The following is a 21,453-nucleotide window of genomic DNA, read 5'->3' as shown; positions in this document are numbered from 1 at the left end:
CGTTAAACACGTTAAGCGCGTTAAGCGCTTAAAAGGCGATCAAACCCGCCGATCAAACCGGCAGAAAACCCAGCGCCGGAGCAAGCAGCACCATCACCACGCCCGCGATCATCATCGTGAGGCTGGCCACCACGCCCTCTTCGCGCCCCAGTTCGCGCGCCTTCGCGGTGCCCACGCCATGCGCCGCCGCGCCGAACAGCGCGCCGCGCGCCAGGCGCGTGCGCAGCGGCACGAGCCCCAGCACCAGCTCGCCGAACAGCATGCCGCACACGCCCGTGGCGATCACGAACAGCGCGGTGAGGTCGCGCGGCGCGTGGATCTTGTCGCAGACGGCGAGCGCGAACGGCGTCGAGATCGAGCGCGTCATCAGGCTGCGCTGCAGGTCCGGCGACAGATGCAGCAGCTTCGCGAGCACCAGCGAGCCACCGACCGCCACGATGATGCCCACCGTCACGCCCACGGTCAGCGAGATCCAGTGACGCTTGAGCAGATCGCGGTATTCGTAGATCGGCACGGCGAAGGCGACGGTCGCCGGGCCGAGCAGCCACATCAGCCAGCGCGTGTCCTGAAAGTAGACCGGATAGGGAATGTGCAGCAACAGCACGAGCGCGGCCAGCACGGCGGGCACGGCCACGAGCGGCGTGAGCCACGGCGAGCGAAAGCGCGCATAGAGCGACTTCGACGCGAAATAGAGCACGACCGTCAGGATGAAGCAGCCGGCGGCGATCAGCCGCGAGGCGTCGTCGGCGAACAGGGATGCATAAAACGCGTTCATGACGGGATCATCCTTTGGGTGTGCGTAAAGGGTGTGCGTAAAGGGTGTGCGTAAAGTCCGCGTCAAATCAGGCGCGCGCCAGATGGCGGGCGTGACGCACGTTTTGCACGCGGCGCAGCGCGAGGCGGCGTTCGAGCCGCGCGGCCTGCTCCACCGCAAAAGCCACGGCGAACATCACCATCAGCGTGCCGCCGACCACCACCAGCGCGAGGCGCCAGCCGTCGGCGCGGAACAGGCCGCCGTACTGCACCGCCGCCACGGCGGCCGGGATGAAGAACAGCAGCATGTCCGAGAGCAGCCAGTCCGCGCCCGCCTTGACCCAGCGCGGCGTCACGCCGCCGCAGAACAGCAGGGCGAGCAGCAGCACGAGGCCCACCACGCCGCCCGGTACCGGCAGATGCGCGGTACGCGTGAGCGCGTCGGCCACATACCAGACACCGGCGAGCAAGGCCGACTGCGCCGCGATCCGGCCAGCACGCGACATCAGGCCCTTTTGCGGGACAGGTGCGGAGGTGTTCGGAGCAGTCATGGCAAACCCTAAGTGACAGTGGAATGAAACCGAGTATAGGGTGCGTCGCAGCATAAATATAATGACTTGTAATCATCAACTTCATTCCATAATGGAATGCGCGAAGGCCGCGAACCGTCGCGGCCCGCGAGTAAAAACAGGAGGCACGACCGTGGAATTGCGCGCGCTACGCTATTTCATCGAGGTGGTGCGGCAGCAGAGCTTCACCGCCGCCGCCGAAGCGCTGCACGTCACCCAGCCCACCATCAGCAAGATGGTGAAGGCGCTGGAAGACGAAACCGGCACGCCGCTGTTGCTGCGCGACGCGCGCCAGATGGTGCTCACAGACGCCGGGCGCATCGTCTATCAGCGCGGCCAGGACGTGCTCGCCGCGCATGCGCAGTTGCAGGCCGAACTCGCCGACCTCGGCACGCTCGGGCGCGGCGAAGTCACCATCGGCATTCCGCCGATGGGCGGCTCGCTCTTCACGCCCGCGATCGCCGCCTTCCGCCAGCGCTATCCGAGGATCGAACTCAAGCTCTTCGAGCAAGGCTCGCGCGCGATCGAGGCCGCGTTGATTTCCGGCGAACTCGAACTGGGCGGCGTGCTGCTGCCGATCGACCCGGAGCAGATCGACGTGCTGCCGATCTCGCACGAACTCCTGTGGCTGGTCGCGCCGCGCGGCTCGCGCTGGGACGGCGCGCAAAACGTGCCGCTCGCCGATCTCGCGGCGGAGCCGTTCGTGTTCTACGGCGAAAGCCTGGCGCTCAACGATGTCGTGCTCAACGCCTGCCGCGCCGCCGGTTTCACGCCGCAGATCGTCGGCCGTAGCGGCCACTGGGATCTGATGGCCGCGCTCGTGCTCGCGGGCGTGGGCATCGCGCTGTTACCCGCGCCTTATGTGCGGCGGCTCGACGCGGCGCGCTTCACCTGCCTGCCCGTCGCCGATCCGCAGATCACCTGGGACATGGCGATCGGCTGGAAGCGCAACGGCTATCTCTCCCATGCGGCGCGCGCGTGGCTTGCGGTGGCGCGCGAGGAATACGGCAAGCCGTCGACGTTTCTCGACGATTTCGTGCGCCCGCCAGGTCTTGAAAAACCCGCCGACGAAGCGCGATAAAAAAGCCGCCCGGCTCGCGCCGGACGGCTTTTCGTTTTGAGGACTGCCCTGCTTACTGCTTCGCGGTGAAGGCAATGCGGCGATTGTGGAAGCGGCCGCCTTCCGTATCGTTGCTGTCGACCGGATCGACGTCGCCATAACCGGCGGCGGTAAGCGTCGAGGCGCTGACGCCTTGCGTGACCAGATATGTCAGCACGGCCTGGGCGCGCCGCTTCGAGAGCGCGAGGTTGGCGCTCTTGTCGCCCACGTTATCGGAATAGCCCGCCACTTCCAGATGCACCGGCTTGCCCTGTTGCGCGCAGGACTTGAGCACCTTGGCCGACTTGCGCAGATCGTCGCCCGCCGACGCCGGGATCGTCACGCTGCCCGTGCCGAAGTTCACGACTTGCAGGTTCAGCACCTTCGCCACATCGGCGCCCGCGCACGAAGCGTCGGCGCCGAACAGGCCCTTCACGGCGTCCTGGAACGACTGCGTCGCGTCGGCCACGGCCTTCTGCACATTGAACACGCCGATATCGAAGCCCGAGCCGAACAGCGCCTTGAGCCTGTCGAGCCAGCCGAGCTTCGCGTCGGCCGCCGTGCCGCTCAGTTCGACATGCGAGCCGTCGATCTTCACTTCCGAGCCGGGCAGCGCCATCAGCGGCAGCAGACCGTCGAGGTGCGAGAGCCAGTCGGCGGGTTTCGTCTTCGGATCGACCGTCACGTTGGCGGTGAACTTGCCTTCGCCAAACTTTTTCGTGAGCGCGTCCATCAGTTGAGCCTTTTCGGCGTCCGAACCGACCGTCGCGTTGATCGTCGGCGCACCGGCCTTGTCGACCGTGAACGACAGATGCGAATCCTGCGTCGGCGCCGGTGCGGCGTCGCTTGCGGAAGAAGCTGCGCTCACCGCGGAAGCGTCCGAAGCCGCAGCCGAAGCCGAAGCGACGACGGGTGCGCTGGCATCCGCAGCCGAAGCCGCGACGCTCTCGCTGGCGTCGGAAGCCGCGACGACGGCAGGCGCGCTCGCCGCCGAAGCAACCTCAACAGCCGAGGCAGTCGTCGCGGCTGCGGTGTCCTGCGTGGCCTCATCCTTCTGGCACGAGCGCAGCGCGAAAAACGCGAGAATCAGCGCGATGGCGGCCAGCAGCCACCAGAGCCACGAGTGCTTGCGCTTATGCGGCTCGATCGGCGGTGTCGATGTGCCGACGGTCTGCGGCGGCGCGGCAGCAGGAACCGGACGCGCGACCGGCTGCGGATGCTCCAGATGCGCCGACACGTCCTTCAGGCGCGTGAGGATCGAGCCGGCGAATGCAGCCGCGGTGCCCAGTCCCACGGCATGGGCGAGACGATCCGACAGACTCGCGTTGACCGACGAAAGTTGATGGCCGAGCAGCGTAGGCAGATGACCTACAACGCCCTGGGAAGACGCGAAGTGCTGCTTAAGAATGCCCATCAGCACCGCGCCAACCACGCCGGTGAGCGAAAAGACCGTCGATTGCGCCGCGCCGGTTTGCGCCGCGACGGCGTCGGACAGCGCGCCCACGTTCACGCCGGCGGCGCGCTGGATCAGTTCGCGGCCCGAGGTTTCGAGCTGGTTCAGGCCCGTCGTGGTCGTGAGCAGATCGGGCAGTTGCCTGCCGATCAGCGCGTTCACGTCCGGCGACATGATGGTGGAGAACAGGCCGCGCGCGCCTTCCGCCGTGCTGCCGCGATGCATGATGGCGGCGACGATCGCGGGTGCGGCGGCGCCGGTGACTTTGCGGGCGAGATCCGGTGTCAGGCCGAAGCGCCCGGCCAGGGTGCGGACCACGTCATCGTTCATGACGGCGTCCAGCAGTTGAAAGACATTGATGCTCATCGAGGCGGTTCCTCCAGTTCGCGGACGCGCCAACTGACACGCCCAAGGTGCCGCGCGATTATAGGGAGTCCGAAATCTCGAAAATGCGGGAAGCGTTTATGCCGCACACTCTTTGACGAAAACCCCATGAAAAAGCCCGGTTTCGTCATGCAACGTCAAAAGCGAGGCAGAGGGCGCCTCGCTTTTGCGTCGTGTCTGCGCTTTGAAGGAAGAAGCGAACGAAGCGTTGAGAAAAGTAGAAATCGCCTATCAGGCGACGACGTTCGCCGCGTGCGTGGCGGTGTCTGTGCGGCGGCCTTCGGCGATGAAATCCGCTGCGCGCTCGCCGATCATGACCGTCGGCGCGTTGGTGTTGCCGCCGATCAACGTCGGCATCACGGATGCATCCGCGATGCGCAGATGCGTGACGCCGCGCACGCGCAGTTGCACATCGACGACCGAGCGCGCGTCGCCGCCCATGCGGCAGGTGGCGACGGGGTGATAGATCGTATCGGCGTGCGCGGCGATGGTCGCGCGTAGTTCGGCGTCGCTCTGGCCCGCGTGCGTGTAGATCTCGCGCCCGCCCAGTTGCGCGAGCGGCGCGGCGTCGAGAATGCGCCGCGCGATCCGCGTGCCCTCCACCAGCAGGTCGAGATCGCGCGGATCGGAGAAAAAGCACGGGTCGATCACGGGCGCGACGCGCGCATCGGCGCTTGCGAGCGCGACCGTGCCACGGCTCGCGGGGCGCAGCACGCACACATGCAGCGAGTAACCGTGGCCCCAGTGCAGGCGGCGGCTATGGTCGTCAACGAGCGCGGTGCAGAAGTGCAGTTGCAGATCGGGCCGATCGAGTTCCCGGCGGCTCTTGAGAAAGCCGCCCGCCTCGGCGACGTTGGTGGTGAACATGCCGCGCCGCCGGCTCAGGTAACGCACGAGGCCCGGCACCATCTTCGCCGCGCCGCGCAGCGAGTAGCCCACGGTCTCGCTCGAATGCACGCGCTTGTTATAGGTGAAGTCGATATGGTCGATCAGGTTGCGGCCGACCTCGGGCGCATCGTGCAGCACGGCGATACCGTGCTCGCGCAGTTGATCGGCGGGACCGATGCCCGAGCACATCAGCAGTTGCGGCGAATTGAACGCGCCCGCCGCGAGGATCACCTCGGCGCGCGCGTACAGGGTGTCCGTGCGGCCGCCCCGCGCGATCTCGACGCCGCTTGCGCGCGTGCCGTCGAAGACCACGCGCAACACGGTGGCGTCGGCGATCAGATGCAGATTCGCGCGCGGCGAGCCGTAGAGATAGGCGCGCGCCACGGTGCAGCGCTCGCCGCCGCGCTGCGTGACCTGATAGAAGCCGACGCCTTCCTGTTGCGCGCCGTTGAAATCGTCATTGGCCGGAAAGCCCGCCTCGCGCGCGGCGGCGACGAAACGCTGCGCCACCGGATTGCGCTCGCACAGATCGGAGACGGCCAGTGGCCCGCCCGCGCCGTGCCACGCATCGGCGCCGCGCGAATTGTCCTCGGCGCGCCGGAAGTACGGCAGCACGTCGTCCCACGCCCAGCCCTCGCAGCCCAGTTGCGCCCACTCGTCGTAATCGAGCCGATGGCCGCGCGTATAGATCATCGCGTTGATGGCGCTCGATCCGCCGAAGCCGCGTCCGCGCGGCTGGTAGCCACGCCGCCCGGCGAGGCCCGGCTGCGGTTCGGTCTGATAGGCGTAGTTGTTTTGGGTGCGAAACGGCACGAGCGCCGCCACGCCCATCGGCATGTTGACGAAGAGATTGCGATCGGTGTGCGGCCCGGCCTCGACCAGCGCGATGCTGGCTTCAGGACAGCGCTGCGCCAGGCGTCCGGCGAGCGATGCGCCGCCCGAGCCGCCGCCTACGATGATGTAGTCGTATTGCTCCATGCCTCCTCCCTGTCCATGCGGAGCTGTCGGCCAGAGTTGCCGTTTTGGCGGCTTACTCCGGTCCCAGCGGCGCACGCGTCTCTCTGGATTGCGTTGCAGCCGGCGTCGGGATGAGGCACGCTAGATGCACGCTCGTTCGATTTCGTTGTATCGCGCATTGTAGGAAGCGTCCGAAGCCCGGGTCAGCATTTATGTCAGAGCGCATCCTCTAATTCTGACGAGCGTATGAGGGGCGCGGGGCGGCTACCATGAAGGACGGTTCAGCCGACAGAGCTGAAAGATTCCGGCAAGCATCACAGGGAGCGCCGGAGCCTCTCGTACCGCATCGACCGCGGTACGTCACACCTCGGGCGCTGATCGAGCGCACCCGCAGCCGCCTCCCGCAACAACGCATCGAGAACATCAAGACAACACGACCGGCCGCGCTCACGGGTTCACCAGCCCACCAGCGCGCCGCCGATGGAGACAGGTCACGATGGAACCGCTCGAATTGACGCAAAACGCGACGCAGACCGGCGCGCACCGTCCCGGCACGACGCACGAAGTCACGAATCAGGCGCCGCCGCTCGCCGATTACAACCTTTTTGCCTGCGATGCCGCGCTGGGCGAAGCGCTCACGCGCGCGGGCGCCGACTGGCACCGCGAAGCGCTGACGCAGCACGGCGCGAAGCTGGGCCTCGCGGCCACGCTGGAACTCGCCGATCTCGCCAACCGCCACGCGCCCGAGCTGCACACGCACACGCCGCGCGGCGAGCGCATCGACGCCCTCGAATTCCATCCGGCCTGGCACGACCTGCTCGCCCTGCTGCGCGCCGAGGGCCTGCACGCGCTGCCGTTCTCCGAGCCGCGCCCCGGCGCGATGGCCGCGCGCTGCGCAGGCTATTTCCTGCACGCGCAGCTCGAATCGGGGTCGCTGTGCCCGCTGACCATGACGTTCGCGAGCATTCCCGTGCTGCAAAACGAGCCGGCGCTGTTCGACACCTTGCGCGACAAGCTCTACACGCGCGAGCACGACGCTCGCGACGTGCCGCTCGCGCACAAGCGCTCCATGATGATCGGCATGGGCATGACCGAGAAGCAAGGCGGCTCGGACGTGCGCAGCAACCGCACCGAAGCGCGGCCGGCCGGCGTCGCGAGCGGGCGCGGCGCCGACTATCTCCTCACCGGCCACAAGTGGTTCTTTTCCGCACCGCAATGCGACGCGCATCTGGTGCTGGCGCGCACCGCCGACCACGCCGGGCTGTCCTGCTTCTACGTGCCGCGCTTTCGGCCCGACGGCACGAAAAACGCCGTCAACGTGCAACGCCTGAAGGACAAGCTCGGCAACCGCTCGAACGCCAGCAGCGAGGTGGAATTCTTCGACGCTTACGGCGTGATGATCGGCGACGAAGGGCGCGGCGTGCCCACCATCATCGAGATGGCCAACTACACGCGGCTCGACTGCGTGATCGGCAGCGCGGCGCTCATGCGCGCGGCGCTCGTGCAGGCGATCCATCACGCGCGCCACCGCAGCGCCTTTGGCCGCCCGCTCGCCGAACAACCGCTCATGCAGAACGTGCTCGCCGATCTGGCGCTGGAATCCGAAGCCGCGACCGTGCTGTTCATGCGCCTCGCTCACGCCTTCGAGCAAAGCGCCGCTCAAGCGACTCAAGCCGAGGAAAGCGACCTCGCCCGCGTGGCCCGCGCCTGGCGGCGCATCGTCACGCCCGCCGCGAAGTTCTGGGTCTGCAAGCGCGCGCTCGCCTTCACCGGCGAGGCGATGGAGGTCTGGGGCGGCAACGGCTACGTCGAGGAAGGGCCGATGGCGCGCTTCTACCGCGAAGCGCCCGTCAACTCGATCTGGGAAGGTTCGGGCAACGTGATGTGCCTGGACGTGCTGCGGGCGCTTGAGCGCGAGGCCGACGCCGCGCAGGCGCTCTTTCTGGCGTGGCGGCGCGAGGCGGCGGGACATCCGGCGCTGGGCGCGGCGCTCGACCGCCTGTCCGCGCTCCTCAACGGCGCACCCGGCACGCGCGAGGCCAGCGCGCGGCGCATCGCCCAGCAGATCGTGCTGATCGCTCAGGCCATGCTGCTGCGCGCGGGACCGCCCGAAGTCGCCGACGCCTTCATCGCCACGCGTCTGGACGAGCATGACGGCGATTGCGGCCGCGTGTTCGGTACTCTGCCCGCGCGCTTCGACCACGCGGCGCTGATCGAGCGCGCGTTTCCCGTCACCGCTCCCGCTAGCGGCTTCTGAGATACGAGACAAACAAGGACCGACCATGAAGCAGGATCTGCCCGAAGCCGTCGCGCGCGCCGACAGCCAGGCTCAAGCCGACGCGAGCGTATCGAACCTCAGCGCCCTGCTCGCGGCGCAGCGCGAAGCGTATCTGCGCGCGCCGTTTCCGGCATGGAGCGAACGCGCACGCCACCTGCGCGCGCTGCGCGACATCCTCTTCGCCAATCAGGACGCACTGGCCGACGCAATGAACGCCGACTTCGGCCAGCGTTCCAGAGCCGAAGTCGCGCTCGCGGAATTCCTGGTGCTCAAGCAGGAGATCGATTCGGCGCTCAGGCATGGCGAGCGCTGGATGCGCGTGCAGCGCCGCCGCGCCGGCAAATGGCTGATGCCGGGCCGCGCGCGCGTGGTGCCGCAGCCGATCGGCGTGGCGGGCATCGTCGTGCCGTGGAACTATCCGCTGCAGCTCGCCGCGGGACCGCTCGTCTGCGCGCTCGCGGCGGGCTGCCGCGCGATGATCAAGATGTCGGAGCTGACGCCGCGCACCTCGGCGCTGTTCGCCGATCTGATCGCGCAGACCTTCGCGCCCGACCACGTCACGGTCGTCAACGGCGACGCCGCCGTGGGCGCGGCGTTCACGGCGCTGCCGTTCGATCATCTGCTGTTCACCGGTTCGACCCGCATCGGCCACGAGGTCATGCGCGCGGCCGCCGCGAACCTCACGCCGGTCACGCTGGAGCTGGGCGGCAAATCGCCCGCGCTGATCGGCGAGCACGCGCGCTTCGACTACGCCGTGGACAGCCTGCTGCTCGGCAAGACGCTCAACGCGGGGCAAACCTGCATCGCGCCCGATTACGTGTTGCTGCCGCGCGGCAAGGAGGACGCCTTCATCGCCCGCGCGCGCGTGCGCTTTAACGAGCTGTATCCGGACTTCGCGAACAACCGCGACTACACCTCGATCATCTCGACGCGGCATTACGAACGGCTGGAACGGCTCGCCGACGAAGCACAGGCCGAAGGCGCACAGTTACACGCACTCGGTCCGCGCAACGCGGCCACGCGTCAATTCGCGCCGGTGCTGGTGACGGGCGCGAGCGCGCATACCCCATTGATGCAGGAGGAGATTTTCGGGCCGCTTTTGCCGATCGTGCCGTACGACTCGCTGGACGAGGCCCTGCGCTACGTGAACGCGCGCGCCCGGCCGCTGGCGCTCTACCTCTACGCCGACGACGCGCGCACCGTCGATCGCGTGACGCGCGAAACCATTGCGGGCGGCATGTCGGTGAACGAGACGCTCATGCATATCGCCGCCGAAGGGCTGCCGTTTGGCGGCGTCGGGGCAAGCGGCATGGGTTCGTACCACGGCTACGAGGGCTTCTGCACGTTCTCGAAGATGAAGCCCGTGTTCACGCAGGCGCGCCTGAACGGGCGGCATCTGATCGCGCCGCCCTACGGCAAGCTGTTCAATACGCTGATTCGCGTGATGCTGAAGTTCTAGCGCGCGATGTGTGCAATGTGCGCGACGTGCGCGATCAACGCGTCAGCGCCGGAAAACGGAACGGATTGATCGTGAGCGCCTTGGCGTCGGGCGTGCCGGCCTGCCTGGCCGGATTGGCCGACGCCTGTTTTGCGGCGGCTTTCTCGTTGCTGTCCACGGCTTCGAGTCCGTGCAGCCACGCGAGCAGTTCCGCCACGGCCTGATAGAGCTGGGGCGGAATCTGCGAATCCAGATCGACCTGCATGAGCAGCGACACCATCTCGGGCGCCTCGTGCACGTAGAGGCCGGCTTCCTTGGCGCGCTGCACGATCATCTCGGCGACGAGGCCATAGCCCTTCGCCACCACGCGCGGCGCGCCGTCGCGCGAAACCGGATCGTCGTAGGCGAGCGCCGCGGCGCTCTTGCGGCTGGTGTGGCTCATCCGCGCTCCCAATGGTTCGGATCGGCTGAATCGGCGGCGGCTTCGGCGGCCTGCGCTTCTTGTGCCGGAGTTTGCGTCTGGGTAGCGGCGTTGCGCGCGTAGGCATCGGCGGCGCGCGCCGCGTCCGCCGAACCCGCGTGCGGCGCCACCCCGCCGATCTCGCGGATCGACAGTCCGGCAAGCGACAGCCCGAGTGCTTCCAGCCGCCCGCGCAGCGCCTCGCTGTTGTCGGTCAGGCGTTGCGCGCCGCCAGGACTGGCCTGCACGCGCACGGCGAGCGTCGCCCCCGTGAGCGTCAGTTCCGCATCGACGGTGCCCAGCGACGGCAGCGACAGCGTGAGCCGCGTATGCCAAGGCGTCGTATCCTCGTCCATGCCCCGGCCGGAATGCTGATCGTGCCCATTGCGCGCGTCGTAGTCTTCCGGCTGAATGGTCCAGTCGAGCCGCACGCCGGGCCACGCCTCGCCGGTCCAGCGGAATTCGCCGGTCGCCAGCAGGTCGAGCTGCTGGCGCACGAGCGGCAAGAGCGCTTCATGCACGCCGACGCCCGCACCCGCGCCGCCCGGCACATGCACGGCGGGCAACAGCGTGTCGCCGAACGACGCGGCCGCGTTGCCGCGCGCGTTGTCCTGCGCGAACGCGGCGGCGTTGGCTTCGGCGTTGCGTGCGAAGGCCGCGGACGGCGGCTGTTGCGCGCCCTGCGCGGCATTGGCCGCCGCGCGCGCGTTCTGCTGACCCGCATTCGGCAAGTCGGTCCAGAAGACGTCGTCGATATCGTCGGCGGCCTCGCTCCAGTCGAGCGGCAATTGCGCGCCGCCGGTCAGGCGGTTCTGCGCTTCGTCGGCGAGTTCGCCCAGCGTGCGCTGGCCGCGCAGCCATTGAGCCAGATGCGATTCGTAGAACAGACCGCTGGTCGCGACGGTCTGCGCGAGCGACGCGGCAAGCGCGGCAACCGGCCCCGATTGAGCAGCGAGCGCGACGCCACTGGCGTTCTGCGCGCCCTCGGCGGTTTGCGCGGCGGAACCGTTAGTCGTATTCGAGGCGTTCGCGTTGGTGCCGTCGGTGCCTTCAGCGTCCTGCGCACCGGCCGCCAGCCCGGCCTGCGTTTCGAGTTCCGCGAGCAGGGCCGCTTCGAGCGCCTGCGCGGCGGCGCTCGCCGGATTGGCCGGATTCGACAGTCCCGGCAGCGGCAGCGACTGCGCGTCGCCGCCATCGGCGGCGTCGGGATCGGCCCAGACCGGTGCGCGGCCGACCACGGCGGGCGTGGCCTCGCCGCCCGAGCGGATGATCGCGTCGAGCGCCAGCGCGACCGCCGACAGCACGGTCTGCGCCGACGCCTGCGGCGTGTCGGCGCTTTGCGCGTCGGGCAGCGCGACGGCGCCGCCCGCGAGCGCGGACACGCCCGTCTGCGCGGTGCCGGCGCTGCCTTGGGCGCCTGGGCCCAGCGCGCCAATGCGGCTCGCGAGCAGCGACGCGGCGCTGGTGTCGATTCCGTTCATGCGGAGCGTGGGCCTGGTGTTACGCCGCGCGCGCCCGTCAATGCGGGCGGCGTCGCGGCTTTATTGTGTTCGCCCGGCGGTGAGCCAGGCAGTGATCGAGCCTTCAGGCCTCACGTACCGAAGACGCACGGTCCGCGCAAAATCAGCGCGCCCCGTACATCTCCTGCAGCACCCGTGCGGGATGCGCGGTGCCGTGAAAGAGCGCCGACAGGCGCGCCATGCACGGGCTGGCAAGGTCGCGGATCGCGGCGTCGTCGGCAAGAATCTGCCGGATCAACTCGAATTTGCGCGTTCGCTCGGCGATGGTCAGCCGCACGCCGAAATCGGCGTCCTTGAGCGCATCTACGAGGTGCCGGTATTCCTCCTGGAGGCCAATCAGGTCGTTCCAGTGCGCGTCGCGCGCGGCGCTGAGCATCTGCCCCGAAACCGTCGCGATCGCTTCATAGTGGGCGAAGTAGTCTGCTTTCGAACTCATCTCGTCAATGAGCCGGACGATGGTCCGGAGGCCTGCGCGGCCATCCTTGCCACTTCCGGCGCAATCCCCAGCCAGGCTTCTTCGAGCGTTGCCAGCAGGCCATCGACTTCGACCAGCATGGACTCGCTCTGTTGAATATTGGCTTCCAGCAAACGTCGCGTCATGTAACTGTAAAGTGAGTTCAGGCGCTGGGCGATTTCGCCGCCCGCCTCGACGTTCAACGCCAGCTGTAGCCCGCTTTCGACGATCCGGATCGCCTTTCCGATCGCCTCGCCACGCGGCCCCACGTTGCCCATCTGCAGATGCATGCGGGCCTGTGCAATCGCCTTGCGCGCGCCTTCGTAAAGGAGCGCGATCAGCTTGTGCGGACTCGCGCTCATCACCCCCGTTTCGACACCGACGCGTGCATAGGCGTTGGCTCCAGACTGGGCAGGGGAAAACATCGGCGCTTCTCCTTCAAACGTGCGGCTGTGGATACGGTGCATCCGGCCCTTTGCCCTGGGGGCGCGAACCGGTTCTAGCAGGGTTATCGGAAGGAGAAGCGAGAAGCTTTAATGAACATGACAACGCGAGCGCATGGGGAGCGCTTTACGACTCCTTCCTACACCTGGATCTGCATGATGTCGGTGTAGGCGGAGACCAGCTTGTTGCGGACCTGCAGCCCGAACTGGAAGCCGATATTGGCCTTTTGCATGTCGACCATCACGTCGTTGAGCGACACGTTGCTGGCCCCCAGCTCGAACGCCTGCGACTCGCCGACGGCCTTTTGCTGGTCGCCGCTGATCTTGTCGATGGATGCCTTGAGCGCCGAGGCGAATTCGCCCGCGTTCGCCGCCCCCGAGGCGCCATCGGCCGCAGCCGTCGCGCCGGCCGCCTGCGTGGCCATGGCCTGCATCTGCGCGAGGGCCGACGTGAGTGGGTTGACTGGCACAGTCATGTTTGCTCCACGATTAAGAGAGTGTGCTGGCGGCGGCGCCCGGTGTCGTTCGCACCTGTTCGCGCGGCCCCGGTCCGGCCCGCGCGGTGAGCTGATCTCGCCCGCCAGAACCCGGTCTGCATACACATTTCCGAGTCTGGTCGAGAGCATAGCAGCGGGCTATTTCCGAAAGCCCCGAAACTAGGGGGAAAACCCGGCTCTATTCGCGCAATCGGGTTGTCACCGGCTCCGGATAATCGCTGTCGTGAAAGTCTCCGTCGCACGCCCCGATTTCCGGGCCGCGGCGGGACATGCAAGTCTCCCGGAGATACCCGTCGCATGGATTCGTCTGCCAACTCTTTGATCAACCCCGACGCCCGCATGGGCCTCGCCACCAGCGGCGCCGCCACGGGCGCGGCCGCCGGCGGCGCCATGCCAGGCGGCGCGGAGGACCTCGGCGGCGGCTTCGCGCAGCGCCTGGGTTCGCTGTCGTCGCTGCGCAGCGTGCGCGGCAATCCGCGCGCGCCGCTCATCATCGCCGTGGCGGTGCTCATCGCCGTGATCGCCGGTCTGATCCTCTGGTCGCGCGCGCCCGACTACAAGGTGCTCTACAGCAATCTGTCGGATCGCGACGGCGGCTCGATCATCACCGCGCTGCAGGCCGCCAATGTGCCCTACAAGCTGTCGGACAACGGCAGCGCCATTCTCGTGCCGTCCGAGCAGGTCGGCGAAATGCGTCTGCGCCTTGCCCAGCAAGGGTTGCCCAAGAACGGCTCGGTCGGCTTCGAGCTGATGGACAACCAGAAGTTCGGCATCAGCCAGTTCGCCGAGCAGGTGAACTACCAGCGCGCCCTCGAAGGCGAGCTTGAGCAAACGATTCAGTCGATCCAGAGCGTGAAGTCCTCGCGCGTGCATCTGGCCATTCCGAAGCCTTCGGTGTTCGTGCGCGAGCGCGAAGCGCCGTCGGCGTCGGTGCTCGTCAACATGTACCCGGGCCGTGTGCTCGACGACGGCCAGGTGGCCGCGATCACGCACATGGTCGCCTCCGCCGTGCCCGATCTGCCGGTGCGCAACGTCACCGTGGTCGACCAGGACGGCAACCTGCTCACGCAAAGCACCACCAGCGCGGGTCTGGACGCCTCGCAGCTCAAGTACGTGCGTCAGGTCGAGCACGACACGCAATCGCGCATCGACCAGATCCTGGCCCCCTTGTTCGGCTCGGGCAACGCGCGCTCGCAGGTGAGCGCCGACCTCGACTTCTCGAATCTGGAGCAGACCTCCGAAAACTACGGCCCGAACGGCAACCCGCAGCAGGCCTCGGTGCGCAGCCAGCAGCAGAGCATCGCCACGGACTCCGCGCAGACCAGCGCCGGCGGCGTGCCGGGCGCGCTGTCGAACCAGCCGCCGCAGCCGGCCTCGGCGCCGATCGTCGCCCCGGCGGGCGCAAGCGGCGCGGCCACCTCGACGCCGATCTCGGATCACCGCGACACCACCACGAACTACGAGCTGGACAAGACCGTGCGGCACTACCAGCAGGCCGCGGGCGACATCAAGCGCCTGTCGGTGGCCGTGATCGTGAACTATCAGCCGAAGGTGGACGCCAAGGGCCACGCGACGATGCAGCCGCTCGACGCGCAAAAGCTCGCCCAGGTCGAACAGCTCGTGAAGGACGCGATGGGCTACGACGAGAAGCGCGGCGACTCGGTCAACGTCGTCAACGCCGCCTTCCAGCAGGACGTCGATCCGAACGCCAGCCTGCCGTGGTGGCGCCAGCCGGACATCCTCGCGCTCGCCAAACAGATCGCGACGTGGGTGGGCATCGGCGTGGTGGCCCTGTTCCTCTACTTCGTGATGGTGAAGCCGGCGCTGCGCCGCGCCTTCCCGCCGCCGCAGCCGGCGGCAGCCGCCGCGCTGGGCAGCGACAGCGAACCGCTGCTGCTCGACGGCCTGCCGCAGGTCGAGAAGATCGAAGGCACGGGCGGCGAGATCGAAGGCGATCCGGCCCTTCTCGCGCTCGAAAACGAGAAACACAAGTTTGAACGCAACCTGGAATTCGCCCGCAACATCGCGCGCCAGGATCCGAAAATTGTTGCAACCGTTGTCAAGAGCTGGGTGAACGATGAGCGCTGAAGGAGCCGTCAAGAGCGCGTTGCTGCTCATGTCGATCGGCGAGGAAGAGGCCTCTCAGGTCTTCAGGTTCCTCGGGCCGCGCGAAGTGCAGAAGATCGGCGCCGCCATGGCCGCGCTGAAGAACGTCAAGCGCGAGGAAATCGACGTCGTGCTGCAGGAGTTCGTCAAGGAAGCGGAGCAGCACACGGCGCTCTCGCTCGACTCGAACGACTACATCCGCAACGTGCTGACCAAGGCGCTCGGCGAGGACAAGGCCGGCGCGGTGATCGACCGCATCCTGCAGGGCGGCGACACGAGCGGTATCGAAGGCCTGAAGTGGATGGACTCGGGTTCGGTCGCGGAACTCATCAAGAACGAGCACCCGCAGATCATCGCGACGATTCTCGTTCACCTGGACCGCGACCAGGCTTCGGAGATCGCTTCGTGCTTCACCGAGCGGCTGCGTAACGACGTGCTGCTGCGTATCGCGACGCTCGACGGCATCCAGCCGCAGGCGCTGCGCGAACTCGACGATGTGCTCACGGGCCTGCTTTCGGGCAGCGACAACCTCAAGCGCAGCCCGATGGGCGGCATCCGCACGGCCGCCGAAATCCTCAACTTCATGACGAGCCAGCACGAAGAAGGCGTGATCGAGAACGTCAAGCAGTACGACGCCGAACTCGCCCAGAAGATCATCGACCAGATGTTCGTGTTCGAAAACCTGCTCGACCTCGAGGATCGCGCGATCCAGCTCCTGCTCAAGGAAGTGGAGTCGGAATCGCTCATCATTTCGCTCAAGGGCGCCCCGCCGGCGCTGCGCCAGAAGTTCCTCGCGAACATGTCGCAGCGTGCCGCGGAACTGCTCGCCGAAGACCTGGACGCGCGCGGCCCCGTGCGCGTTTCGGAAGTCGAGGCGCAGCAGCGGCGTATCCTGCAAATCGTGCGCAACCTCGCCGAGAGCGGCCAGATCGTTCTAGGCGGCAAGGCAGAAGACGCTTATGTCTGACGACGCCACGCAAGAGGCCGCGCGGCGGCGCGCGCACTCGGCGTATCAACGCTGGGAGATGGCGTCCTTCGACCCGCCTCCTCCGCCCCCGCCGCCGCCCACGCCCGACGAGCAAGCCGCCTTCGCGGCCCAGCTGCAAAGCCTGCGCGACGACGCCCATCAGCAAGGCCTCGCGTCAGGCCACGTGGCGGGCCAGGCGCTCGGCTACCAGGCGGGCTACGAGCAGGGCCAGAAGCAGGGTTTCGAGCACGGTCTCGAACTCGCTCGTGGCCAGGCGAACCAGCTGGCGCAGCTCGCGCAGCGTTTTTCGGACGCGCTTCAGACCGTCGAGGCCGGTGTGGCCGAAACGCTCGTCGAACTGGCCCTCGATATCGCGCAGCAGGTGGTGCGTCAGCATGTGCAGCACGACCCCACGGCGCTGCTGGCCGCCGCGCGCGAAGTGCTGGCACGCGAGCCGCAGTTGATCGGCTCGCCGCAACTCGTGGTGAGTCCCGCCGATCTGCCGGTGGTGGAGGCGTATCTGATGGAAGACTTGCAGGCGCGCGGCTGGACCGTGCGCACCGACCCCGCGCTGGAGCGCGGCGGCTGCCGCGCGCAGGCCGCGACCGGCGAAACCGATGCGGGCATCGCCACGCGCTGGGAGCGCGTCACGGCGGCGCTCGGCAAGGCGCGGCCATGGTAAATACGGCGCTCCATCAGACCGTGCAGCAGGCCATCCACACGGGCGGCCTCACGCCGCTCGAACAGGAACTGGCGCTGGCCTCGTTCGGCCCCGGCGCGCATGACCCGGCGCAGACGGCTGCCGTGCTGGTGGACGACGAACCCAAGGCGGACAAAACCGCTGCGGCCGCCGATGAAGACGACGGCGCGGGCCTAAGCGTCGCCCCGGCGGAAATCCCGCCCTACGTGCCGCCCGCCAACTACGACCCGAACAACCCGCATCTGGGCGTCTGGAACGCGCATCTGAACCGTGTGCGCGAGCGCAACGCCCTCGCGCTGCCGCTGCGCGGCTGCGGGCGCCTCACGCGCGCGGCGGGCCTCGTGCTGGAAGCCGTGGGCCTGCGCCTGGCCGTGGGTTCGGAAGTGATGATCGAATTGCCGCCCGGCAGTTCGCTGCCGATGGCCGAAGCCGAAGTGGTCGGCTTCGCCGCCGACAAGCTGTTCCTGATGCCGACCACCGAAGTCGCGGGCCTCTTGCCGGGCGCGCGGGTGTGGCCGCTGGAAAGCGCGCCGATCGCCGATCCGATGGCGGGCGCCAAGCGTCTGCCGGTCGGCTGGGGCATGCTCGGCCGCGTGGTCGACGCCTCGGGCAAGCCGCTCGACGGCCTCGGCCCGCTCAACACGGAAGCCGACGCACCGCTCACCTCGCCCGTCATCAACCCGCTGAACCGCGAGCCGATCCACAAGGTACTCGACGTGGGCGTGCGCGCGATCAACGCGCTGCTCACGGTCGGGCGCGGTCAGCGCATGGGGCTGTTCGCGGGCTCGGGCGTCGGTAAATCGGTGCTGCTCGGCACGATGGCGCGCGCGACCAGCGCCGAAGTCATCGTGATCGGCCTGATCGGCGAGCGGGGCCGCGAAGTGAAGGAATTCATCGAGCAGATTCTGGGCGAAGAAGGCCTCGCGCGCTCGGTCGTGGTGGCCGCGCCCGCCGATGTCTCGCCGTTGCTGCGCATGCAGGCGGCCTCGTACACGACGTCGCTCGCCGAATATTTCCGCGATCAGGGCAAGCATGTGCTGCTGCTGATGGATTCGCTCACGCGTTACGCGATGGCGCAGCGCGAAATCGCGCTGGCGATCGGCGAGCCGCCCGCGACCAAGGGTTATCCGCCTTCGGTGTTCGCCAAGCTGCCCGCGCTCGTCGAGCGTACCGGCAACGGCCCGGCGGGCGGCGGCTCGATCACGGCGTTCTACACCGTGCTCACCGAAGGCGACGACCAGCAGGACCCGATCGCCGACTCGGCGCGCGCGATCCTGGACGGCCATATCGTGCTGTCACGCACGCTCGCGGAAGCGGGGCACTATCCGGCCATCGATATCGAAGCTTCCATCAGCCGGGCCATGACCGCGCTGATCGACGACCAGCATCTGAACCAGACGCGTGCGTTCAAGCAGATGCTGTCGCGCTACCAGCGCAACCGCGACCTCATCAATGTGGGCGCTTATGTGAGCGGGCGCGACGCCGTGCTCGACCGCGCGATCCAGCTGTACCCGCGCATCGAGGCGTTTTTGCAGCAAGGTTTCCGCGAAACGGCGGATTATGACCAGAGCGTCGGCATGCTCGGCGCACTGCTTGGCAATGTCGGAGCGGGCCGCGCCTGACGCACCCGCCCACTGAGCGAGGAATTTTCGACATGACGAAACAGACCGCGTTGCAAACCCTCATCGGTCTCGCGCAGGACGACGTGGACGCCGCGACGCAGCGCCTCGGGCGCGTGCAGCGCGAGCGCGGCGAAGTCGAAAAGCAGCTCAAGGCGCTGATCGACTACCGCGAGGAGTACCACGTGCGCTTCACCGAATCCGCGCGCGCCGGCATGGCCGCGGGCAACGTGCGCAACTTCCAGGCGTTCATCGACACGCTCGACGCCGCCATCGAGCAGCAGCGCCGCATGCTCGACCAGGCGACCCAGCGCGTGGAAGCGGCCAAGCCGGAATGGGCGCGCAGCAAGCAGAAACTCGGCTCGTACGAAGTGTTGCAGACACGCCAGGACGCCGTGCAGGCGCGCAAGGAAGCCAGGCGCGATCAGCGCGACTCCGACGAGTTCGCCGCCCGCGCGCTGCGTATGCGCACGTCGCCGCTATAAGGCGGCGCTGTTTGCAGGCGATTTGCAGGCGATTTGCAGGCGATTTAATCGATCAAGTTATCCGGAGCAGACCTCATGTCGCTTCTTTCCGCAGTCAGTTCGCTCTTTGGGTCCGTGAACGCCGCCACCGGCGGCAACGCCAGCGCCAGCCAGGCGGACCAGGCAAGCCAGGGCTTTGCGCAGACGCTGCAGCAGAGCATCGCCGCGCAGGCCAGCCAGGCCCAGAACAATAGCCAGCAGGTTATTCAGCAGCAAAGCGCGCAAGCCTCGCAGGGCTGGAACGCCAATGCCGCGCAGCAAAGCGCGCAGGCGTCGCAGAACTCGCAATCTGCTCAGTCGAGTCAATCCGCGCAGTCGAATCAATCCAGCCAGTCCAGCCAATCGTCGGGCAGCAGTTCGTCGACGCAAGGCACGAAGCACGCGTCGAAGACCGGCCATCGCGCCAGCGACGCGAGCACGCAGCAACAGCAAGCCGATGCGGCAGGCCAGGCGGCCGCCGCGCAGGCGCAACAGGCCCAGCAAGCGCAACAGGCCCAGCAGGCCGCGCAAGGCCAGGACCAGGATTCGAGCGCCGACGGCGGCGACGCCACGCTCGCCGGCGTCGCGGCGGCGGCCGCATCGGCAGGCGCGGACGCCACGGGCACGGCTGCGGACGGCACGACGGCCGCCACCTCGAAATCGGCCAACGACGCCCTCACCGCCGCGCTCAACACGCTGCGCAGCGGCGCGGCCACGCTGAGCACGCGCGGCGCGGCATCGACGGCGACGGACGCCAGTGCGGCCTCGGGCGGCGCGGGCATCGCCAGCAGCTTCGCGACCCATCTGGGCGCGCAGGCGAAGTCGAAGACGCTCGGCACCGTCATCGACGACAAGAGCGCCACCGCCGGCGCGGCCAAAACCGTGGCGGGCGCCACCACCGACGCGACCGCGCAGACCGCCGACGCGGCGCTCGCAGCGGCGGCGCAAGCCACCACGACCGACACGTCGAGCGCCACGAACACGGTCACCGACGCACTGGCCGCCTCTCAGGCCGCGGCAGCGCAGGCGCAGGCGACCCAGGCCGCCGCCGCGGCGACCAACCCGACGGCCGCCGCCGCGGCGGCATCGACCACGCTGTCGCCGCAAGTGGGCACCTCGGACTGGGAGGACGCGCTCAGCCAGAAGGTCGTGTTCCTCTCGAACGCGCATCAGTCGTCGGCGGAACTCACGCTCAACCCGAAGGATCTGGGTCCGCTCCAGGTCGTGCTGCAGGTCGCGGACAACCACGCGCACGCCCTCTTCGTCTCGCAGCACCAGCAGGTGCGCGAAGCCGTCGAAGCGGCCCTGCCGAAGCTGCGCGAGCAGATGCAGGAAAACGGCATCGGTCTGGGCAGCGCGAGCGTGACCGACGGCTTCGCGCGCCAGATGAACCAGCAGGCGCAGCAACAACAACAGGACGGCGGCTCGCGTTCGGCGCGCCCGGGGACGGCGGGCATCGCCTCGACGGGCGGCGTGGACGACGCGGCGGACAGCGCCGCCAGCACGGCCGCCTCCGGTACGGTACGCACTGTCGGCCTGATCGACACCTTCGCTTAAAGCCTGAGCACGCGGCCCGGCGCTCCCCGCGCCGTGCGCCGCGCACGCGCCGGCTCGCGGGGACTCGCCCGCGAGCCGGCCTTCCTGCTACGCTCCTTCCCCCATTCCCCCTGCATCGTTCGCCGGACACCCGGCACAAAGCCACGAGATAGCCGGAAATCCCCCGTCTATTCCTCCCATCGCTGTAAGGCAAAAGCCGGAACAATGCAGGCTGCCGGAATGAATGCGCGTGTCACGCCGATAAGGCGTCACCCGCGATCCGAACCCCAGAAGTCACCGAACGCACCCGATCCGCACACCGACATGGCGACCACGACCGCAAACCAGCAAGCCGCCCCGCAAGGCGCAAAACCCGGACCGCTGAAGCGCATCCTTCTTATTGCGATCATCGCAATCGTCGCCGCCAGTGCAGCCGGCGCGGGCGTGTGGTTCTTCATGTCGCGCCATGCCGCGAGCGCCCCGGTGGCGAGCGCCCCGGCGCTGCCCGCCGTGCCCGTCTACTACGCGCTGGAGCCGATGACGGTGAACCTGCAGTCCGACGACGGCGAAACCCATTACCTGCGCATCGGCCTCACGCTCAAGCTCGACAGCCAGGCGACCCAGGACGCGCTGGTCGCGCGTATGCCCGAGATCCGCAGCCGCGTGCTGCTGGCGCTGTCGAACAAGAACCCGACCGATCTCGCGCCGCTCGACGGCAAGCGCAATCTGGCGGCCGAACTGGCGAAGCTGATTGCCCAGCCGTCCGACCCGCGCGCCGAACCGGCCAAGGTTCAGGACGTTCTCTTCACCGAATTCGTCGTCCAGTAAG

The 21,453-nt window shown here is 68.0% G+C and carries 19 protein-coding genes; 10 read left to right on the top strand and 9 right to left on the bottom strand.

Annotated elements, in window-relative coordinates; genetic code table 11:
• Positions 1-52 precede the first annotated feature (52 nt).
• Positions 53-775, bottom strand: a complete 723-nt coding sequence (locus B0G62_RS19210; protein ID WP_103705802.1) for an LrgB family protein — start codon at positions 773-775, stop codon at positions 53-55.
• Between the two features lie 67 nt (positions 776-842).
• Positions 843-1,304, bottom strand: coding sequence for a CidA/LrgA family protein (locus B0G62_RS19205; RefSeq protein ID WP_103705801.1), 462 nt, complete (start codon positions 1,302-1,304; stop codon positions 843-845).
• 151 nt (positions 1,305-1,455) lie between these two features.
• Here B0G62_RS19205 and B0G62_RS19200 point away from each other — a divergent pair, with 151 nt between their 5' ends.
• Positions 1,456-2,403 (top strand): LysR family transcriptional regulator, encoded by a 948-nt coding sequence (locus B0G62_RS19200; RefSeq protein ID WP_103705800.1) that lies wholly within the window; start codon positions 1,456-1,458, stop codon positions 2,401-2,403.
• A gap of 52 nt (positions 2,404-2,455) precedes the next feature.
• Here B0G62_RS19200 and B0G62_RS19195 read toward each other — a convergent pair whose 3' ends face one another.
• Positions 2,456-4,240 carry an OmpA family protein gene (locus B0G62_RS19195; RefSeq protein WP_103705799.1) on the bottom strand — a complete coding sequence of 595 codons (1,785 nt, stop codon included), beginning with the start codon at positions 4,238-4,240 and terminating at the stop codon, positions 2,456-2,458.
• Between the two features lie 249 nt (positions 4,241-4,489).
• Positions 4,490-6,124 (bottom strand): GMC family oxidoreductase, encoded by a 1,635-nt coding sequence (locus B0G62_RS19190; protein ID WP_103705798.1) that lies wholly within the window; start codon positions 6,122-6,124, stop codon positions 4,490-4,492.
• Positions 6,125-6,599: 475 nt separating this feature from the next.
• Between B0G62_RS19190 and B0G62_RS19185 the strand changes: the two genes are divergently transcribed.
• Together B0G62_RS19185 and B0G62_RS19180 are read left to right on the top strand one after the other, a co-directional pair.
• Positions 6,600-8,360: an isovaleryl-CoA dehydrogenase gene (locus B0G62_RS19185; protein WP_103705797.1), complete on the top strand. Its 1,761-nt coding sequence runs from the start codon at positions 6,600-6,602 to the stop codon at positions 8,358-8,360.
• A 25-nt stretch (positions 8,361-8,385) separates the two neighbouring features.
• Complete coding sequence (locus B0G62_RS19180) at positions 8,386-9,840, top strand: coniferyl aldehyde dehydrogenase (RefSeq protein ID WP_103705796.1); 1,455 nt, start codon at positions 8,386-8,388, stop codon at positions 9,838-9,840.
• Positions 9,841-9,874: 34 nt separating this feature from the next.
• Here the strand turns inward: B0G62_RS19180 and B0G62_RS19175 are convergent, their stop codons facing one another.
• The 5 genes from B0G62_RS19175 to fliE form a co-directional block, all read right to left on the bottom strand.
• Positions 9,875-10,261 carry an EscU/YscU/HrcU family type III secretion system export apparatus switch protein gene (locus B0G62_RS19175; protein WP_103705795.1) on the bottom strand — a complete coding sequence of 129 codons (387 nt, stop codon included), beginning with the start codon at positions 10,259-10,261 and terminating at the stop codon, positions 9,875-9,877.
• Positions 10,258-11,760, bottom strand: a complete 1,503-nt coding sequence (gene fliK / locus B0G62_RS19170; protein ID WP_103705794.1) for a flagellar hook-length control protein FliK — start codon at positions 11,758-11,760, stop codon at positions 10,258-10,260. The genes B0G62_RS19175 and fliK overlap by 4 nt, the downstream gene beginning before the upstream one ends.
• Before the next feature lie 142 nt (positions 11,761-11,902).
• Complete coding sequence (locus tag B0G62_RS19165) at positions 11,903-12,235, bottom strand: flagellar protein FliT (RefSeq protein WP_103705793.1); 333 nt, start codon at positions 12,233-12,235, stop codon at positions 11,903-11,905.
• On the bottom strand, positions 12,232-12,678 hold the full coding sequence (gene fliS / locus B0G62_RS19160) for a flagellar export chaperone FliS (RefSeq protein ID WP_103705792.1): 447 nt from the start codon (positions 12,676-12,678) through the stop codon (positions 12,232-12,234). Before fliS ends, B0G62_RS19165 begins: the two co-directional genes overlap by 4 nt.
• A gap of 158 nt (positions 12,679-12,836) precedes the next feature.
• The gene (gene fliE / locus B0G62_RS19155) at positions 12,837-13,172 is read right to left on the bottom strand and encodes a flagellar hook-basal body complex protein FliE (protein ID WP_103705791.1); all 336 of its coding nucleotides are present in this window, start codon (positions 13,170-13,172) and stop codon (positions 12,837-12,839) included.
• A gap of 318 nt (positions 13,173-13,490) precedes the next feature.
• Between fliE and fliF the strand changes: the two genes are divergently transcribed.
• From fliF to fliL, 7 genes are all read left to right on the top strand, one after another.
• A complete protein-coding gene (gene fliF, locus B0G62_RS19150; protein ID WP_103705790.1) occupies positions 13,491-15,281 on the top strand; it encodes a flagellar basal-body MS-ring/collar protein FliF in 1,791 nt (596 codons plus the stop codon).
• On the top strand, positions 15,271-16,266 hold the full coding sequence (fliG, locus tag B0G62_RS19145) for a flagellar motor switch protein FliG (RefSeq protein WP_103705789.1): 996 nt from the start codon (positions 15,271-15,273) through the stop codon (positions 16,264-16,266). Before fliF ends, fliG begins: the two co-directional genes overlap by 11 nt.
• Positions 16,259-16,948 carry a flagellar assembly protein FliH gene (gene fliH, locus B0G62_RS19140; RefSeq protein WP_103705788.1) on the top strand — a complete coding sequence of 230 codons (690 nt, stop codon included), beginning with the start codon at positions 16,259-16,261 and terminating at the stop codon, positions 16,946-16,948. Before fliG ends, fliH begins: the two co-directional genes overlap by 8 nt.
• Positions 16,942-18,588, top strand: a complete 1,647-nt coding sequence (fliI, locus tag B0G62_RS19135) for a flagellar protein export ATPase FliI (RefSeq protein WP_103705787.1) — start codon at positions 16,942-16,944, stop codon at positions 18,586-18,588. Before fliH ends, fliI begins: the two co-directional genes overlap by 7 nt.
• Before the next feature lie 32 nt (positions 18,589-18,620).
• Complete coding sequence (gene fliJ, locus B0G62_RS19130) at positions 18,621-19,070, top strand: flagellar export protein FliJ (RefSeq protein WP_103705786.1); 450 nt, start codon at positions 18,621-18,623, stop codon at positions 19,068-19,070.
• 75 nt (positions 19,071-19,145) lie between these two features.
• Positions 19,146-20,645 carry a flagellar hook-length control protein FliK gene (locus B0G62_RS19125; protein WP_103705785.1) on the top strand — a complete coding sequence of 500 codons (1,500 nt, stop codon included), beginning with the start codon at positions 19,146-19,148 and terminating at the stop codon, positions 20,643-20,645.
• A gap of 303 nt (positions 20,646-20,948) precedes the next feature.
• Positions 20,949-21,452, top strand: a complete 504-nt coding sequence (fliL, locus tag B0G62_RS19120) for a flagellar basal body-associated protein FliL (protein ID WP_103705784.1) — start codon at positions 20,949-20,951, stop codon at positions 21,450-21,452.
• Position 21,453 lies beyond the last annotated feature (1 nt).

Origin of the sequence: Paraburkholderia eburnea (genome assembly GCF_002917095.1) — a bacterium.
Classification (GTDB): Bacteria; Pseudomonadota; Gammaproteobacteria; order Burkholderiales; family Burkholderiaceae; genus Paraburkholderia; species Paraburkholderia eburnea.
The sequence above is the reverse complement of the archived record's forward strand: the minus strand, read 5'-3'. Positions and strand labels throughout refer to the sequence as shown.

Bases quoted from the DNA above. Each gene is read 5' to 3' on its own strand.
- fliL (WP_103705784.1), top strand. From the start codon at position 20,949: ATGGCGACCACGACCGCAAACCAGCAAGCCGCCCCGCAAGGCGCAAAA.
- B0G62_RS19210 (WP_103705802.1), bottom strand. From the start codon at position 775: ATGAACGCGTTTTATGCATCCCTGTTCGCCGACGACGCCTCGCGGCTG.
- fliH (WP_103705788.1), top strand. From the start codon at position 16,259: ATGTCTGACGACGCCACGCAAGAGGCCGCGCGGCGGCGCGCGCACTCG.
- fliF (WP_103705790.1), top strand. From the start codon at position 13,491: ATGGATTCGTCTGCCAACTCTTTGATCAACCCCGACGCCCGCATGGGC.
- B0G62_RS19180 (WP_103705796.1), top strand. From the start codon at position 8,386: ATGAAGCAGGATCTGCCCGAAGCCGTCGCGCGCGCCGACAGCCAGGCT.
- B0G62_RS19175 (WP_103705795.1), bottom strand. From the start codon at position 10,261: ATGAGCCACACCAGCCGCAAGAGCGCCGCGGCGCTCGCCTACGACGAT.
- fliG (WP_103705789.1), top strand. From the start codon at position 15,271: ATGAGCGCTGAAGGAGCCGTCAAGAGCGCGTTGCTGCTCATGTCGATC.
- fliK (WP_103705794.1), bottom strand. From the start codon at position 11,760: ATGAACGGAATCGACACCAGCGCCGCGTCGCTGCTCGCGAGCCGCATT.
- B0G62_RS19165 (WP_103705793.1), bottom strand. From the start codon at position 12,235: ATGAGTTCGAAAGCAGACTACTTCGCCCACTATGAAGCGATCGCGACG.
- fliE (WP_103705791.1), bottom strand. From the start codon at position 13,172: ATGACTGTGCCAGTCAACCCACTCACGTCGGCCCTCGCGCAGATGCAG.
- B0G62_RS19125 (WP_103705785.1), top strand. From the start codon at position 19,146: ATGTCGCTTCTTTCCGCAGTCAGTTCGCTCTTTGGGTCCGTGAACGCC.
- fliS (WP_103705792.1), bottom strand. From the start codon at position 12,678: ATGTTTTCCCCTGCCCAGTCTGGAGCCAACGCCTATGCACGCGTCGGT.
- B0G62_RS19205 (WP_103705801.1), bottom strand. From the start codon at position 1,304: ATGACTGCTCCGAACACCTCCGCACCTGTCCCGCAAAAGGGCCTGATG.
- B0G62_RS19195 (WP_103705799.1), bottom strand. From the start codon at position 4,240: ATGAGCATCAATGTCTTTCAACTGCTGGACGCCGTCATGAACGATGAC.
- fliI (WP_103705787.1), top strand. From the start codon at position 16,942: ATGGTAAATACGGCGCTCCATCAGACCGTGCAGCAGGCCATCCACACG.
- B0G62_RS19190 (WP_103705798.1), bottom strand. From the start codon at position 6,124: ATGGAGCAATACGACTACATCATCGTAGGCGGCGGCTCGGGCGGCGCA.
- fliJ (WP_103705786.1), top strand. From the start codon at position 18,621: ATGACGAAACAGACCGCGTTGCAAACCCTCATCGGTCTCGCGCAGGAC.
- B0G62_RS19185 (WP_103705797.1), top strand. From the start codon at position 6,600: ATGGAACCGCTCGAATTGACGCAAAACGCGACGCAGACCGGCGCGCAC.